The following is a 13126-nucleotide window of genomic DNA, read 5'->3' as shown; positions in this document are numbered from 1 at the left end:
CTGGCAGAGTCCGGGGCCTTGTCTCACGGTTGAAGCGTGTTATGTCTGACTCATTAATGCCGCGCAGTGCCTTCCTTCGCGGCGCCGCGGCGATCATGCCGTTATCCCTGGCGACCGCCCCTTGGGGGCTGCTGGCCGGCTCAATGGCGATTGAAGCCAACCTCACGCCGCTGCAAGGGCAGGGCCTGTCGAGCATCGTGTTTGCCGGCGCTGCGCAATTGGTGGCGATCGGCATGCTCAAGGGCGGCGCCGGGATTTTCTCGATTCTGCTGACCACGCTGCTGCTGACCTCGCAGCACTTGCTTTACGGCATGAGCTTGCGCCAGGTGATTTCGCCGTTGCCGGGACGTTGGCGCATCGGCCTGGGCTTTTTGCTCACCGACGAGTTGTTCGCCCTGACCAGTCAGCACGATCGTCAGCAGTTCAACCGCTGGTACGCCCTGGGCGTCGGCCTGACGTTCTACATCGCCTGGAACCTCTTTACCCTGGCCGGCATCGTGCTCGGCAGCAGCATTCCGGGGCTTGAACACCTTGGGCTGGACTTCTCGATTGCCGCCACTTTCATCGCTCTGATCACACCGGTGGTGCGCAATGTGCCGACGGTGGTCTGCGTGGCAGTGTCGCTGTTCTGCTCGGTGTTGTTCAGTTATTGGCAATGGGGTTCGGCGCTGGTGCTGTCGGGGCTGGCCGGCATGACGGCCGGGTTTATCTGCAACAAGTTGTATCGGGAGCGCACATGATGGTCTGGGCTGTGATTTTCGGCATGGGGATTCTGGTGTTCCTCAATCGTTACGTGTTTCTCGAACCACGCTTGCCGTTGCGATTAAGCAGTAACGCACGGCAATTTCTCGGTTTTGCCGTGCCGGGCATGTTGACCGCGATTTGCGGGCCGATTGTGTTCATGCCGGACAAACAACTGAATCTGCAGTGGGATAACCCTTATCTGCTGAGTTCGTTAGTGGCAATCGCACTGGTGATCTACACGCGCAACACGTTGCTCAGCATGCTATTGAGCATGGCGTTTTTCTTTGTATTGCGCTGGTGGCTTTAAGTTCTACGCTTAATGGATCAATTTCAAGAGCGAGGTGAACATGGCAACCGAGCAGAAGCGTCCTGAAGAAGATGACGAACCGAGCGAAGAAGAAATCGAACGGGAGAAACACAAGGAGCAGACCTGGAAGCATGACGACAGCCGCGAGTTGTCCGACCGTGATCAGGAACGCCCGCTGAAACCCTGAACGCCACAACGAAAAGCCCCGCGATTGCGGGGCTTTTCGTTCATCAAAGATCGTCCAAGTGCGTGAAATCGGGGTGGGAGGCCCGATAACCCAAGGTCTTGTCGATCCAGGCATTCAACTCGTTGACCATCACCGGCGGGTGGCAGGGATAGCTTTCGAGGGTGGCGCGCAGGATGCGGTCGATATCGGGTACGTCACGCAGGTTTCGAGTCTTTATGTAATGGCCGATAAAACAGTCGAGTTGAAAGCGTTCTGTCGGGGACAGATGAATACACTCCAGGCCTGTGACCTGTTTGATTGCAAAATCGTCGCGCAACTTAATTCTCTGCAAGGCTTGTAAGTTTGTGGGGGATTCCTGGTTTTGCTGACTCTTTGGTCAACTGGTATGCCAAAAGGAAATGCGGCGCGCATGCTATCCGTAGTGTTTGTAAATGTATGTATGACGGCTGAAATGTCAGACAGGCGGTTAGTTCAATCAAACGACTGTTTATGTTGAATGTTTCGCGTTTGAAACACCGCGTGTAACAGGCAGGGTTCGATTCGTGAGTTCCTGCTTTTGATAACGCACCGCGTCGACATTTATTTACGGTACGGCATCAATCAATTCCGCGCCCTGATTGCGGGAGTTGCCCACCGCTTTGCCGACTTTGTGCCATTGGAACGCTTCGCTGGATTCGGTTTCGAACAACAGCATCTGCTCGGCACGCTCTGTGGGCGTGGCGGGATCGAGCCATTCCTGAACCCGGTCAGGGCGCAGCACAATCGGGCGCCGGTCATGCACATCGAGCAAGCCGCCTTCGCTGTTGGCGGTAATGATGACGAAGCCGTCGTCTTCCCGTGAAGGTTCGCCGGGTATCGGAAACTGGCCGATGGCGGCGCAGAAAACCGGCTGGTGATCGGTCCGACGAATCAGCCACGGTTGTCGGATCTTGTCGGGTGCATCGACCCACTCGAACCAGTTGTCGACCGGCACGATCAGTCGATGACGCCAGATCGCTCGAAAGAACGGCCCGTGGGCGACTTTTTCCAGCCGCGCGTTGATCGGTGCGGCGCGATCCCTGGCCCAGTGCGGGCGCCAGCCCCAGCGCAGATTGTCGGCGTATAGCCGTTGTTGGTGCTGATGAAGGATCGCCAGTGACGTGGTGGGCGCGGCGTTGTAATGCGCCAGCGGGGCGTCGCCGACGTGATTGATCAGCGCATCGGGAATACTCAGCACCGCGACGAAATCGTGGATACCCCGGTATTGCGACAGTCTTCCGCACATCGGCCGACCCTCCGGCGAACACCTGCCTGAAGGTTTCAGCTTAGTTGCACGGTTCAATCTTTGCTGCCCTGGCCGGTGAACGCGTCGCGCCAGACCAGCCAGCGACGTTCCAGCACGGCCAGCAAACCGTCGCTGAGTTTGCCCAGCAGCGCCAGGACGATGATCGCAGCCAGCACGATGTCCGGCCGCGACGTTTCGCGACCGTCACTGAGCAGGTATCCCAGACCTTTGGTCGCGGCGATCAGTTCGGCCGCCACCAGAAACATCCACGACAGGCTCATACCGCTGCGCAATCCCGTGAACAGGCCGGGCAGGGCGGCGGGCAACAGAATCCGTTGCACCAGTTGCAGCGGGCTGAAGCCGTAGATGTGCCCGACTTCCACCAGTTTGCGGTCGATGTTGCGGATCGCCGCGACCACGTTGACGTACACCGGGAAGAACGCGCCGATGGCGATCAGAACGATTTTCGAGGTCTCGTCGATCCCCAGCCATAGCAGCAACAGCGGCACCCAGGCCAGGCTGGGAATCGACCGCAGTGCGGCGAACGTCGGTTCCAGATAAGCCTCGGCTTCACGGCTCAGGCCGACCCACGCGGCAAACACCAGCGCCAGACTCGCGCCGATGGCGAACCCCAGCAGTACGCGAATCAGGCTGGCGCCGATGTGCTTCCACAAGGCGCCTTCGGCCAAATCGGTGAGGGTCAGGGCGATCTCGCTTGGCGCGGGCATCTGGTAGGACGGCAGCCAGCCGATGCGTACGATGAATTCGAGGGCGATCACGATCAGCAGTGGCAGGGCCAGGCCTTTAAGGCGTCGACGCCAGAGCGGATTCAGCAGTGGGCCTTTGCGGCGTGGTGCCGGCACGGCGAGGCGGGCGGGCAAGTCGTTGCTCATGGACGGTTCTCCGCTCACGACAAATCCGCGACGGGCGCGGACTTGTTGTGAGCCTGGTGGGTTACTGGGCGGCGACTTGCTGGAAACCGGTGTCGATCAACTGATCGATGACCTGATCGACATTCACCCCACGGCGCACCAGTTCTTCGGAGACCAGAATCGGCGCGGCGGCTTTCGAGGCCAGCACGTCCCTGGCGGTCAGCTGCGGGCTGCTCAGGTCGGTGCGCGACAATTGCAGTTTGGCCACGTCCAGCGGCAGGCCGGATTCGCTGGCGAGCAATTTGGCCAATTCGTCGGGGTTCTTCACCGACCACTCGCGGGCCTGCTCATAGGCCTTGATCACGGTGTCGATGGTTTGCGGGTGTTGCTTGGCGTATTGCTCGGTGACGCTGACCACGCCGTAGCTGTTGAAGTCGCGATTGCGGTACAGCAGGCGCGAACCGGCCTGCACCTGACTGGCGGCCATGTGCGGATCGAGGCCGGCCCAGGCGTCGACATCGCCTTTCTCCAGCGCGGTGCGGCCGTCCGGGTGCTGCAGGTGTACCAGTTCCACGTCGTCCTTTTTCAGCCCGGCCTGTTGCAGGGTGCGCAGGGTAAACAGGTACGGATCGGTGCCTTTGGTGGCGGCGATTTTCTTGCCCTTGAGGTCGGCGACAGACTGGATCGGCGAGTCTTTGCGCACCACCAGCGCGGTCCATTCGGCGCGGCTATAGACGTAGACCGATTTGATCGGACTGCCATTGGCGCGGCTGAGCACGGCGGCGAGGCTGGCCGACGAGGCGAAATCCACGCCGCCGCTGTTGAGGTATTCCAGCGAGCGGTTACTGCCCTGGCTCAGCACCCAGCTGACTTTGCTCTGGGGCAAGGCTTTTTCCAGGTAGCCCAGATGTTTCAGCGCCAGGCTGACCGGCGAGTAATAGGCGTAATCCAGATGCACTTCAGCCGGCGGCGCTTCGGCAGCGTGGGCCAGAGGATGCAGACTCAGGGCTACTGCGCAGGCCGCGAGCAGCGTTTTGATGCGGGAAAACGGTAAGAGGGGTTTCATGGGCACGCTCCGGCAAGGCAACAGATTCTTATGTCAAAAAAGATATTTTTATCGAATGCTTCCTGCATGAATGGAATATTGCAGGCTCTGTGCCATGTGCGCGTTGTCCCGCATTTATTGGGCTTAACGCCGGTTTTGCAGGTTTGAAGTGTTGCAGGGAAAACACTCTGACGAGCCACTGTTGCTCGGCCAACAGTGCGGAGGGAAGGTGCTGAGCTTATGCGTTAATCGAATTTCAAATCTGATTTGTAAGAGCGTTATGGTCTATAAAAATCCCTCTGCAGGACTCGCCATGAAGCTCTCACGTTTCCTACGCGCCGCGTTGACCAGCGCACTGTTTGCCACGCCATTGACCTACGCTGCCGAACCCTTGGTACTGCACGTCGGCGACCAGAATTACTACAACATCCGCGCTTCGATAGAAGCGTCCGGCGTGTTGAAGGACGCGCCTTACACGGTTGACTGGAAACACTTCCAGGCTGCCGCGCCGTTGGCCGAAGCGTTGCAGACCGGGTCGCTGGATCTGGGTTTCCTGGGGGATTCGGGTTTTCTGTTTCTGGCCGCTAAACAAGCGCCGGTGAAGCTGATCGGTGTGTCGCGACAGAATCCGGATACCATCGCCCTGTTGGTGCCCAAGGATTCTCCGGTGAAAACCATCGAGGATCTGAAGGGCAAGAAAGTCGCCTACTGGCCGGGCGCCTGGAGTCAGCAGTTGACTCTTCGCGCACTGGAGCAGGGTGGTTTGCCGGAGAATTACGTCGACTTCGTCAAACTGATGCCGATCGATGCGGCGGCCGCGCTACCGCAAGGCAGCATCGACGCGTTCCCGGTGTGGGAGCCGTATATTTCCCAGCAGATCGTGTTCTCCGGCGCCCGGCCGATTCTCACCGCGAAAAACCTGATGCCGGGCTTGAGCGCCATCGCCGCGTCTGCGCCGTCCATCGACAGCAAGCGTGAAGCGATCGCCGATTTCCTTGGGCGCCTGAAGCAGGCCCGGGCCTGGGTTGACAGTCACACCGACGAGTACGCCGACCTGTGGGCGAAGAAGGCCAACCTCGATCAACAGGTTTCGCGGCACTGGTTGCGCCAGGCGCACATGACGGTCGGCCCGGTGGATCAGCAGGCCGCCGCTGACCTGCAAAGCACCGCCGATTTTCTGTTCAAGGTCAAGGCGCTACCGGCTCCGCTGGCCACGGCCGGTATCATCGACAGCTCGTTTCAACAGGCGCTGGCGCGCTGAGCGAGCGCTGAAACCAAACCCTGTGTATCTTTATCCAACCTCGGCCCATCTCAATGGGTCGCAGGGAGGCAGCAGCGGCGAAGGAGTTTTGCCAATCGACAACATGACCGCAACGGTCGGGCTCAAGGCAAAACATGACACAGTGGTTCAAGCTTTTCTGCGCGATGGCGATGGTCGTCGGGTTGGCCGGATGCATCGCCGCTCCCATCGAAATGTCCGCGCAGACCGAAGCCCGGCTCAAAGAGCAGGCGCCTGTGCGCTTTCTGTTGACCTTCGATGACGGCCCCAGCGCTTCCAGTCTTTTCAATCCTACCGACACCGTGCTCGACAGCCTCAAGGACAACCCGCTGCAACCGGGGATCAAAGCGGTGTTTTTCGTCCAGACCCGCGCACCCCGAGCGGGCAACAGCGAGATCGGTCGGCGAGTCATGCGCCGCGAGTATGACGAAGGGCACATTCTGGGCTTTCACACCGCCACCCATTGGCACACCAATCATCGATTGCTCGACCCGGATGAGCTCGAAACTTCGCTGACCAACGGCTCGGCAGACATCGCGGCGATCACCGGCGCGCCGCCGACGTTATTGCGTCCGCCGTTCTGGAACTACGACAAACGTACCTTCGCCGCCTATCAACAGCACCATATGCAAGTGTTGCTGACCGACCTGAGCGCCAACGACGGCAAGATCTGGGGCTTCAACGCCAGCCCCCGGCGGCGGGCGAACATGCTGCGACAACTGTCGGAGGTCCGCGAACGGATTGCCCTCGGCGAATTGCCAACGGTGGACGGAGTGATTCCGGTGGTGGTGACCTTCCATGACCTCAACCGCTACACCGCCCGTCACACCCGCGAGTACTTGCAGATACTGCTCGACAGTGCCGCCGCCACCGGCGTGCGACTGGCAGGCAAACCGTTCTATGACGATCGCGCGGCGCTGGAAAAGGCTGCGCTAGCGCGCACGGTGCGCGAGTCGTCGAAACCGGTGAATCTGCCGGGAATATGGAACTGGATCTGGGACCATGACGCCCATTGAGAGCCGCGATTTGAAGTTGTGAAGCGGTTGGCAATTTTTACACTGGGCGGCAGGGGCGGGGCAGTGAAAGCTCATCTATGCTCATCGGGTCGCCCGAGCCAACGCCTGTGAGGCGTGCCCACCATGATTGCCATTGCCGATATTTGCCGCATCGTCGAATCCGGCTTTTCGCCGTTGTATTGCGACTGCACCGAAACGGCGCAAGGCCTCTTGCAGATCAAGGTTTACGAACCCGACAGCGGGCGTGTCGAGTTGCTGCTCAATGGTGTTTCTCCTGAACATCTGGTCACTATTCGTGACATCTCCAATTTCATCGGTGAATTGCGCACGGAAATGAGCGCCGGACGCCGGGCGTTTGCCGGCTGAGGGTCAAAGGCGTCGCTGAAAGGCGCGGACGATGCTCAGCGTGGCGTCACTGACGTTCAGATTCTGCACCGCATCGAGCGGGTGCCAGAGACAGTCGACGATTTCATTCAGCGGGCGAACCTGATCGATGTTCAGCACCGATGCCTCGTAGACGTGGTGGCGGGTGCTGCCGTTCTGCAATTCCATCAGATAAAGCATGTCATCGCTGTCCAGCCCGGTTTCCTCTTTGAGTTCTCGGACGGCGGCTTGCGCGCGGGTTTCTCCCGGTTCGACGGTGCCCCCCGGAAGCGTCCAGCGGCACCTGGGTTTGCGCACCAGGAGAATGTGTCGATCCTGCTCGCAGATGACGGTTGCTCGTACTTTCATGTGTTACCCGATTGCCGGTTGTCATAAATCTGTCATGAATTAGCAATATTTGGGCCGCTACCGGTTTAGAGCTTCTGAGTGCCTGGAAGCGGCAAAAGTGCCGGAGACTTGACGCGGCCACGGTGCGACGTCCGGTCGGCACGGCAGCGCGTTGCGGGTGTAAGGTGGAAAAGTTCGTCAGCAGACAGGAGGTGCCTATGAGCATGGCGATGCTGAACAAAATGCACATGAATGGCTACGACGTACTCAGCGTGAACAACGGCCCGTGGCGGGTCTGCACGCAGGGTGACCGGCTCGCATCGTTTGCCAGTCGCGAGGAAGCGCTGGCGTATGCCGCTGCGCTGCCGGGGTACAAAAGCCGCGCACGCGGCCGCAAGACAGACTGAAGGTCTGTGAAGAAAAAGCCCCGGTTGTCCGGGGCTTTTTGCTGTGGGCTGAGTGAGGTTCAGTGGACTTTGGTTCGGCTGATGGCGCGGGCTTTCACTTCGCGGGCATACAGTTGCAGGCGTTCTTCATCGCTTTGCAGCACTTCGCAGGATCGCAGTACCGCCTGGGCGTCCGCCTCGTTGCCCGACTGACGCAGTTGCTCGGCGATGCGCTTGAGGTCCACCGCCGACCATCTCAGGTCCGATGCCACGCTTTGCAGGTCACGCTGAAGTTCGTGTTCGTATTCATTGAGCCGCATGATCACCTCCGGAACATTCTCGGTAAAACAGAGTAGCCGCATTTTTCCGGTGTGGGGCATGGTCTTCTGTCGGTGAGCTGAATGGCCCGGTTTTCGGGGAGTACCGGCAGAGCGCTACGATGGATGTCCGAACAGTTACAGGGTACATTTGCGTTTTTTCAGATGAAGGAATCACTATGCGGATGTTGATCGGAGGGATGCTGATGGCGGCATTGGCCGGTTGTTCGTTGCCTGCGTCACTGGTGCCGGGCGAGCCGAATGTCAGCAAGACCAGCGACAAGACTCCCAAGGACTACGCCGCGTGTGTATTGCCGCTATGGCAGCAGGACGTTGCCAAGACGTCCCAGACAGCGATTTCCAATGGCTACCGGATCACCGCGCCGAGCATCGTCACCGCCGACGAGATTCTCGATGTGGTCAAGTACAAGGACGGCAGCCGCGTTTCCCTGTACCAGGGGCCGCCGTGGGCGAAGTCCGGGTCGTTGCGCAAAGCGGTGCGCGACTGCCTGTAATGGCGAAATAAAAAAAGCAGAAACCGGAGATCGGTTTCTGCTTTTTTTTGCCTGCTGATCGGGCTCAGTCCGAGATGTCGGTGAGCGGAATGCCGGCGCCACCGGTCTTCTTTTCCCGGCGATCCTGCATCCAGTCTTCCACCTGGCTGTTGAACCCTGCCGGTGCCTTGCGCCCGACCTTTCTGGCGATGTCGAGGATGGTCTGCTGGGCGAGGGCTTCTTCCATGCGCTTTTGCGCGGTCATCATCGCGGCGTGAATCGAGCAGGTGCCGTCCAGCGCCCAGTCCGGCGGGGAGCCGTCGAACAGTGCGCAACGTCCGCGTATCTCCCGGCACTCGAAAATGTTCTTGCGACCATCGATGGCATTGACGATGTCGAGCAGGGTGATTTCATCCGCCGGACGCGCCAGGGTAAAGCCGCCGCGCACACCGCCGGTGGATTCCACCAGTTTGCCTTTGGCCAGTTTGGTGAAGATCTTCGCCAGATAATCCAGCGGCACCCCTTGCAGCTCTGCCAGATCGCGCACGCTGGCTTCACGACTGTCACCGCCGCTGCCTACCAGAAAGGCCAGGCAGTGAATGCCGTACTCGACCCCCGCACTGTAAAGCGACATAACTATCTCCGACTGTATTTGTCGCCGATGTTATCAGGGTTGTTCGTGGCAAACAAATCGGGAGCGCCTTGAGTGTTTGGCTATGAGGATCCCGGATTTATTGGTTTTTAGCTAAATCAATGAGTTAAGGGAGGTGGCTACGTTCGATCTGAGCTATTGAAGTTTTCGATGCTAATCATCACAAAATCTGACTTTTCGGATTTAAAGGCGACCAATACAGTCGCCGTTGTCAGGTGAGCAGCCTTCCGCGTTTTTGAAAAATACAACCGAGTCCGCTCCCGATGATGTGAATCCTTCAACCTCATTCAGTGACTTGGCTTCGTGCCTGGAGAGAACAATGAAACAGCACATTCTGGTAATCGGCGCAGGTTTCGGTGGTATGTGGACGGCATTGAGCGCCACGCGTCTGGTCGACATTCACAATCGGGACAACATCGACGTCACCGTACTGGCGCCGCAGGCCGAGCTGCGCGTTCGTCCGCGTTTCTACGAGCCGAACGCCCACACGCTGGCCGCGCCGCTGGGCGATCTGTTCGATGCGGTTGGCGTCAACTTCATCAAAGGCGCGGCGAACACCATCGACGTACAGGCGAAAACCGTGGGCTACACCGACGCAGCCGGTACGCAACAGGTGTTCAACTACGACAAACTGGTGCTGGCCGCCGGCAGCGGCCTGGCCCTGCAGGACACCCCGGGCGTGGCGCAGTATGCGTTTGACGTCGACCAGATCGAAGCCGCCATCCGCCTGGAACATCATCTGAAATCCCTGATCGACCAGCCTGAAAGCCAGGCGCGCAATACTGTGGTCGTCGCCGGCGGTGGTTTCACCGGTATCGAAACCGCCACGGAAATGCCGGCGCGTCTGCGAGCCGTGCTGGGCGATGATGCCAACATCCAAGTGATCATCGTTGACCGTGGGCAGAAAGTCGGCGCTGCCATGGGCGAAGCGATCAGCGTGTCGATTGCCGAAGCGAGCGAAGAGTTGGGCGTCGAATGGCGACTGGGTGTGTCGGTGCTGTCGGTCGATGAAAACGGCGTGACCCTGTCGGACGGCCAGCGCATCGAGGCAAAAACCGTGGTCTGGACCACCGGTGTACGCGCCAGCTCCCTGACCGAGCAGATTCCTGCCGAGCGCGATCGCCAAGGTCGGCTGCACGTTGATACCCATTTGAAAGTCATCGGCCAAGACGACATCTTCGCCACTGGCGACGTGGCTTACGCGGCCACCGACGATATCGGCAACTTCGCCCTGATGACCTGTCAACACGCGATTTCCCTCGGTCGTCACGCCGGCAACAACGTTGCGGCGCAGATTCTGGGGGTCGACCCGACGCCGTACAGCCAGCCGAAATACGTGACCTGCCTCGACCTCGGCGCCTGGGGCGCGGTGTACAGCGAAGGCTGGGATCGTCAGGTAAAACTGGTCAAGGAGGAGGGCAAGTCGCTCAAGACCCAGATCAACACCCAGTGGATCTACCCGCCGGTGGCTGACCGTGCCATCGCGCTGGCGGCTGCGGATCCGATGATCCCTGTCGTCGCGTAAAACGGCGTGTCACAGAAAATCTCGCCCGGTTGATGCCGGGCGGGATTTTTTTGTTCAGATTCCGCAAACTCCTCCGGCAAGGATCACTCGACCGAACTCGGCGTTGGCCTCCTGAGGTGTGATCGCGAGCAACTGGTCGAGGCGAATTTCCTGTCGCGCGGCTTGTTGCTCGATCACCAGGAACTCTTCCTTGTCACTGCTGGTTCGCGTGGTCACGGCCCGGGCCATCAGACGCTGACCGTCGACCAACTCAATGTCCAGCTGATAGCCGCGCAGGCAGGCTATTTCCAGGTAGTCGTGCAGATCACAGTTCAACGGCTGATAACGGGTCATGGCGTTACTCCTCGAAACCTTGCGCGATGATGAAACGATCCGGCTCGTGCATCAACCTTCATGCGGCGGTGCTGATGGCGGCAGGGAACGGTGCTGATCAGATTCTGCGGGATGTGTAATGCGCGGTGACAGTTGATTGCGGGCGTTTTTCCCGCGAGCACTAGGCTTTGAATGCCGGCCCGTTACGGGCCGGCATTGCTGTTTCTGGAGGATTGTTTTTGATTCAAGGAGCGACCGATCATGGATGATCTGGTGAAAGAAGTGATTCCGCTGTTGCAGTACCTGATTCCGGGGTTTGTCTCGACCTGGATTTTCTACACCCTGACGGCCTTCAAGCGGCCGGATACGTTCGGCCAGATTGTGCAGGCGCTGATTTTCACGTTTGTGATTCACGGGATGGTGCTGGGGGTTGGAGCGGTTTGTGTGTGGGTGGGGGAGAAGGGGTTTTCTGTAGGGAAGTGGGATGCGAAGGCTGAAGCGTGCTGGGCATTTTCTGCTTCGTTGTTGCTTGGGTTGATGGCTTGCTGTCTGGCAACCAATGACCGATTGCATGGGTGGTTACGCAGTAGAAACGTAACGAAACAATCTTCCTATCCGAGTGAATGGTTCAGCGCGTTTGCGCAAAATGATCAATTCATCACCCTGCATTTGAACGACGAAAGGCGCGTTCTAGGCTGGCCGGTCGAATGGCCTCCCGAATCCAGCACCGGGCAATTCTTGATGGGATCTCCGTACTGGCTCAATGAAGATGGCACCAAGTCGCCTTTGGGCGCGGAGTTTTTGCTGATAGATTCCGCAAAGGTTAAATGGGTTGAGTTCAACCCGACATCAGAGGGTTCAACATGACTGCTAGAGCACGACGACCTATGCCGGAGCATCTCAGACACCTGGTTTATGGGCCAGACGGTAAGCGATTGGAGAATCCACCGATTCAGGCTTCAAAGGCACCACCACCGCTGAAGTATCCCCCATCACCGCATGCCCAATCCTAACCCCATCCATCCTTCACCGCCCGGCGAATGCCCTCCAGCAACATCGCAAACGCCGGGTTGTCGTTGTTCTCCCGCCAGATCAGATGCAGCTCGCTCTGCACCCCTTCGCCCAGATCGATCTCGCGAAACACCACATTCCTGAACACCACACTGGTCGCGCAACGCGGCACCAGCGCCAGGCCCATGCCTGCGTTGACCAGCGCCAGAATCGTCAGCGAAGACCCAAGCCATTGCACGTAATCCGGGGCGACCCGGGCCGAGCGCAGCATGCCGGTGAGCAATTCGTTGAACGGCGGATAGGCTGCGTGGGAATACATCAGGAACGGCTGCCCGTCCAGATCCTTCACTGAAACCTCGTCGGCCTCGGCCAGTCGATGGCCGCTCGGCACCGCCAGCACAAACGGCTCGCGCACCAGGCACTCGGTCGCGTAGCCCGGTTCCAGCAACGGCGCGCGGACGATCCCCAGGTCAATGCGTCGAGCGCGCAGGGCTTCGTGTTGCTGGTAGGTGTTCATTTCAGTCAGGTCGATCTTCACCTGCGGCTGCTTGAGGCGCGCCTCGGCGATGACCTTGGGCAGGAATTCATAAACCGCGCTGCCGACAAAACTGATGTTCACCGAACCGATATCGCCCTCGGCAAAACGCCGGGCGGTGACGGCGGCTTGCTGGGCGCGCTCGAGCAGGTTCTGCGCCTCGATGAAGAATGCGCGGCCGGCAGCGGTGAGCGCCACGCTGCGTGTGCTGCGGGTAAACAGTTCGACGCCCAGGTGATGTTCCAGTAACTGGATCTGCCGGCTCAGTGGCGGCTGGGTCATGTTCAGCCGCTCGGCGGCACGCCGGAAGTTGAGTTCGGTGGCGACGGTGGTGAAGCAGCGCAGTTGGGTCAGCTCGAACATTGATCTAATCCAGGTATCAATCGAATGCCAAGTTAGATTAGACGGGATCAATCACCCCGTCCATGATCGCTCTACGCCTGAACAGGCCATCCCTACAAAAACAAAG

General features: G+C 59.2%; 19 protein-coding genes. 10 read left to right on the top strand and 9 right to left on the bottom strand.

All coding sequences use genetic code 11. The features are described from left to right. Positions 1-41: 41 nt before the first annotated feature. The 3 genes from K3819_RS17285 to K3819_RS17275 are packed head-to-tail and all read left to right on the top strand — an operon-like array spanning position 42 to position 1238. Entirely contained in the window at positions 42-740 is a 699-nt protein-coding gene (locus tag K3819_RS17285; RefSeq protein ID WP_085610595.1) for an AzlC family ABC transporter permease, read from the top strand. After that, positions 740-1051: an AzlD domain-containing protein gene (locus tag K3819_RS17280; RefSeq protein WP_178076444.1), complete on the top strand. Its 312-nt coding sequence runs from the start codon at positions 740-742 to the stop codon at positions 1049-1051. Before K3819_RS17285 ends, K3819_RS17280 begins: the two co-directional genes overlap by 1 nt. Before the next feature lie 40 nt (positions 1052-1091). Next, positions 1092-1238 (top strand): hypothetical protein, encoded by a 147-nt coding sequence (locus K3819_RS17275; protein ID WP_007950514.1) that lies wholly within the window; start codon positions 1092-1094, stop codon positions 1236-1238. Between the two features lie 43 nt (positions 1239-1281). On the opposite strand, the gene K3819_RS17270 is transcribed toward K3819_RS17275, so the two are convergent. The 4 genes from K3819_RS17270 to K3819_RS17255 all read right to left on the bottom strand — a co-directional run bounded on the left by K3819_RS17270 (position 1282) and on the right by K3819_RS17255 (position 4440). After that, positions 1282-1554, bottom strand: a complete 273-nt coding sequence (locus tag K3819_RS17270; RefSeq protein ID WP_039767674.1) for a hypothetical protein — start codon at positions 1552-1554, stop codon at positions 1282-1284. Between the two features lie 267 nt (positions 1555-1821). After that, on the bottom strand, positions 1822-2502 hold the full coding sequence (locus tag K3819_RS17265; RefSeq protein ID WP_221397560.1) for an SOS response-associated peptidase: 681 nt from the start codon (positions 2500-2502) through the stop codon (positions 1822-1824). A gap of 53 nt (positions 2503-2555) precedes the next feature. After that, positions 2556-3395, bottom strand: coding sequence for an ABC transporter permease (locus K3819_RS17260; RefSeq protein WP_221397559.1), 840 nt, complete (start codon positions 3393-3395; stop codon positions 2556-2558). A gap of 61 nt (positions 3396-3456) precedes the next feature. Then, positions 3457-4440, bottom strand: a complete 984-nt coding sequence (locus tag K3819_RS17255; RefSeq protein ID WP_221397558.1) for an aliphatic sulfonate ABC transporter substrate-binding protein — start codon at positions 4438-4440, stop codon at positions 3457-3459. A 292-nt stretch (positions 4441-4732) separates the two neighbouring features. On the opposite strand from K3819_RS17255, the gene K3819_RS17250 reads away from it, so the two are divergent. The 3 genes from K3819_RS17250 to K3819_RS17240 all read left to right on the top strand — a co-directional run bounded on the left by K3819_RS17250 (position 4733) and on the right by K3819_RS17240 (position 7080). Then, entirely contained in the window at positions 4733-5680 is a 948-nt protein-coding gene (locus K3819_RS17250) for an ABC transporter substrate-binding protein (protein WP_011334669.1), read from the top strand. A gap of 134 nt (positions 5681-5814) precedes the next feature. After that, positions 5815-6714: a polysaccharide deacetylase family protein gene (locus K3819_RS17245; protein ID WP_085610590.1), complete on the top strand. Its 900-nt coding sequence runs from the start codon at positions 5815-5817 to the stop codon at positions 6712-6714. Between the two features lie 123 nt (positions 6715-6837). Then, on the top strand, positions 6838-7080 hold the full coding sequence (locus tag K3819_RS17240) for a DUF1652 domain-containing protein (protein ID WP_011334667.1): 243 nt from the start codon (positions 6838-6840) through the stop codon (positions 7078-7080). A 3-nt stretch (positions 7081-7083) separates the two neighbouring features. Here the strand turns inward: K3819_RS17240 and K3819_RS17235 are convergent, their stop codons facing one another. Beyond that, the gene (locus K3819_RS17235) at positions 7084-7446 is read right to left on the bottom strand and encodes an NUDIX hydrolase (RefSeq protein ID WP_085602944.1); all 363 of its coding nucleotides are present in this window, start codon (positions 7444-7446) and stop codon (positions 7084-7086) included. Positions 7447-7643: 197 nt separating this feature from the next. Between K3819_RS17235 and K3819_RS17230 the strand changes: the two genes are divergently transcribed. Continuing rightward, positions 7644-7832: a DUF2188 domain-containing protein gene (locus K3819_RS17230; protein ID WP_085602946.1), complete on the top strand. Its 189-nt coding sequence runs from the start codon at positions 7644-7646 to the stop codon at positions 7830-7832. 59 nt (positions 7833-7891) lie between these two features. Here K3819_RS17230 and K3819_RS17225 read toward each other — a convergent pair whose 3' ends face one another. After that, on the bottom strand, positions 7892-8131 hold the full coding sequence (locus K3819_RS17225) for a hypothetical protein (protein ID WP_007950501.1): 240 nt from the start codon (positions 8129-8131) through the stop codon (positions 7892-7894). Positions 8132-8307: 176 nt separating this feature from the next. Between K3819_RS17225 and K3819_RS17220 the strand changes: the two genes are divergently transcribed. Continuing rightward, on the top strand, positions 8308-8643 hold the full coding sequence (locus K3819_RS17220) for a hypothetical protein (RefSeq protein ID WP_041475321.1): 336 nt from the start codon (positions 8308-8310) through the stop codon (positions 8641-8643). Between the two features lie 64 nt (positions 8644-8707). On the opposite strand, the gene K3819_RS17215 is transcribed toward K3819_RS17220, so the two are convergent. Continuing rightward, positions 8708-9256 (bottom strand): Rrf2 family transcriptional regulator, encoded by a 549-nt coding sequence (locus tag K3819_RS17215; protein ID WP_221397557.1) that lies wholly within the window; start codon positions 9254-9256, stop codon positions 8708-8710. Between the two features lie 337 nt (positions 9257-9593). Here K3819_RS17215 and K3819_RS17210 point away from each other — a divergent pair, with 337 nt between their 5' ends. After that, positions 9594-10799 carry an NAD(P)/FAD-dependent oxidoreductase gene (locus K3819_RS17210; RefSeq protein WP_221397556.1) on the top strand — a complete coding sequence of 402 codons (1206 nt, stop codon included), beginning with the start codon at positions 9594-9596 and terminating at the stop codon, positions 10797-10799. 54 nt (positions 10800-10853) lie between these two features. Here the strand turns inward: K3819_RS17210 and K3819_RS17205 are convergent, their stop codons facing one another. Further along, positions 10854-11132 carry a Rho-binding antiterminator gene (locus K3819_RS17205; RefSeq protein ID WP_085610587.1) on the bottom strand — a complete coding sequence of 93 codons (279 nt, stop codon included), beginning with the start codon at positions 11130-11132 and terminating at the stop codon, positions 10854-10856. A gap of 240 nt (positions 11133-11372) precedes the next feature. Between K3819_RS17205 and K3819_RS17200 the strand changes: the two genes are divergently transcribed. Then, positions 11373-11978, top strand: coding sequence for a DUF6338 family protein (locus K3819_RS17200; protein ID WP_221397555.1), 606 nt, complete (start codon positions 11373-11375; stop codon positions 11976-11978). Positions 11979-12120: 142 nt separating this feature from the next. Here the strand turns inward: K3819_RS17200 and K3819_RS17195 are convergent, their stop codons facing one another. Then, positions 12121-13020 carry a LysR substrate-binding domain-containing protein gene (locus K3819_RS17195; protein WP_007950480.1) on the bottom strand — a complete coding sequence of 300 codons (900 nt, stop codon included), beginning with the start codon at positions 13018-13020 and terminating at the stop codon, positions 12121-12123. Between the last annotated feature and the right edge of the window lie 106 nt (positions 13021-13126).

The sequence above is a fragment of the Pseudomonas sp. 3-2 genome (assembly GCF_019710535.1).
In the GTDB taxonomy this organism is placed as follows: Bacteria; Pseudomonadota; Gammaproteobacteria; order Pseudomonadales; family Pseudomonadaceae; genus Aquipseudomonas; species Aquipseudomonas pharyngis.
This window is presented reverse-complemented; position numbering and strand designations above follow the sequence as displayed.

Coding starts and splice junctions, on each gene's coding strand:
- K3819_RS17275 (WP_007950514.1), top strand. CDS start 1,092: ATGGCAACCGAGCAGAAGCGTCCTGAAGAAGATGACGAACCGAGCGAA.
- K3819_RS17195 (WP_007950480.1), bottom strand. CDS start 13,020: ATGTTCGAGCTGACCCAACTGCGCTGCTTCACCACCGTCGCCACCGAA.
- K3819_RS17280 (WP_178076444.1), top strand. CDS start 740: ATGGTCTGGGCTGTGATTTTCGGCATGGGGATTCTGGTGTTCCTCAAT.
- K3819_RS17225 (WP_007950501.1), bottom strand. CDS start 8,131: ATGCGGCTCAATGAATACGAACACGAACTTCAGCGTGACCTGCAAAGC.
- K3819_RS17200 (WP_221397555.1), top strand. CDS start 11,373: ATGGATGATCTGGTGAAAGAAGTGATTCCGCTGTTGCAGTACCTGATT.
- K3819_RS17260 (WP_221397559.1), bottom strand. CDS start 3,395: ATGAGCAACGACTTGCCCGCCCGCCTCGCCGTGCCGGCACCACGCCGC.
- K3819_RS17235 (WP_085602944.1), bottom strand. CDS start 7,446: ATGAAAGTACGAGCAACCGTCATCTGCGAGCAGGATCGACACATTCTC.
- K3819_RS17215 (WP_221397557.1), bottom strand. CDS start 9,256: ATGTCGCTTTACAGTGCGGGGGTCGAGTACGGCATTCACTGCCTGGCC.
- K3819_RS17245 (WP_085610590.1), top strand. CDS start 5,815: ATGACACAGTGGTTCAAGCTTTTCTGCGCGATGGCGATGGTCGTCGGG.
- K3819_RS17265 (WP_221397560.1), bottom strand. CDS start 2,502: ATGTGCGGAAGACTGTCGCAATACCGGGGTATCCACGATTTCGTCGCG.
- K3819_RS17220 (WP_041475321.1), top strand. CDS start 8,308: ATGCGGATGTTGATCGGAGGGATGCTGATGGCGGCATTGGCCGGTTGT.
- K3819_RS17285 (WP_085610595.1), top strand. CDS start 42: ATGTCTGACTCATTAATGCCGCGCAGTGCCTTCCTTCGCGGCGCCGCG.
- K3819_RS17255 (WP_221397558.1), bottom strand. CDS start 4,440: ATGAAACCCCTCTTACCGTTTTCCCGCATCAAAACGCTGCTCGCGGCC.
- K3819_RS17230 (WP_085602946.1), top strand. CDS start 7,644: ATGAGCATGGCGATGCTGAACAAAATGCACATGAATGGCTACGACGTA.
- K3819_RS17205 (WP_085610587.1), bottom strand. CDS start 11,132: ATGACCCGTTATCAGCCGTTGAACTGTGATCTGCACGACTACCTGGAA.
- K3819_RS17250 (WP_011334669.1), top strand. CDS start 4,733: ATGAAGCTCTCACGTTTCCTACGCGCCGCGTTGACCAGCGCACTGTTT.
- K3819_RS17210 (WP_221397556.1), top strand. CDS start 9,594: ATGAAACAGCACATTCTGGTAATCGGCGCAGGTTTCGGTGGTATGTGG.
- K3819_RS17240 (WP_011334667.1), top strand. CDS start 6,838: ATGATTGCCATTGCCGATATTTGCCGCATCGTCGAATCCGGCTTTTCG.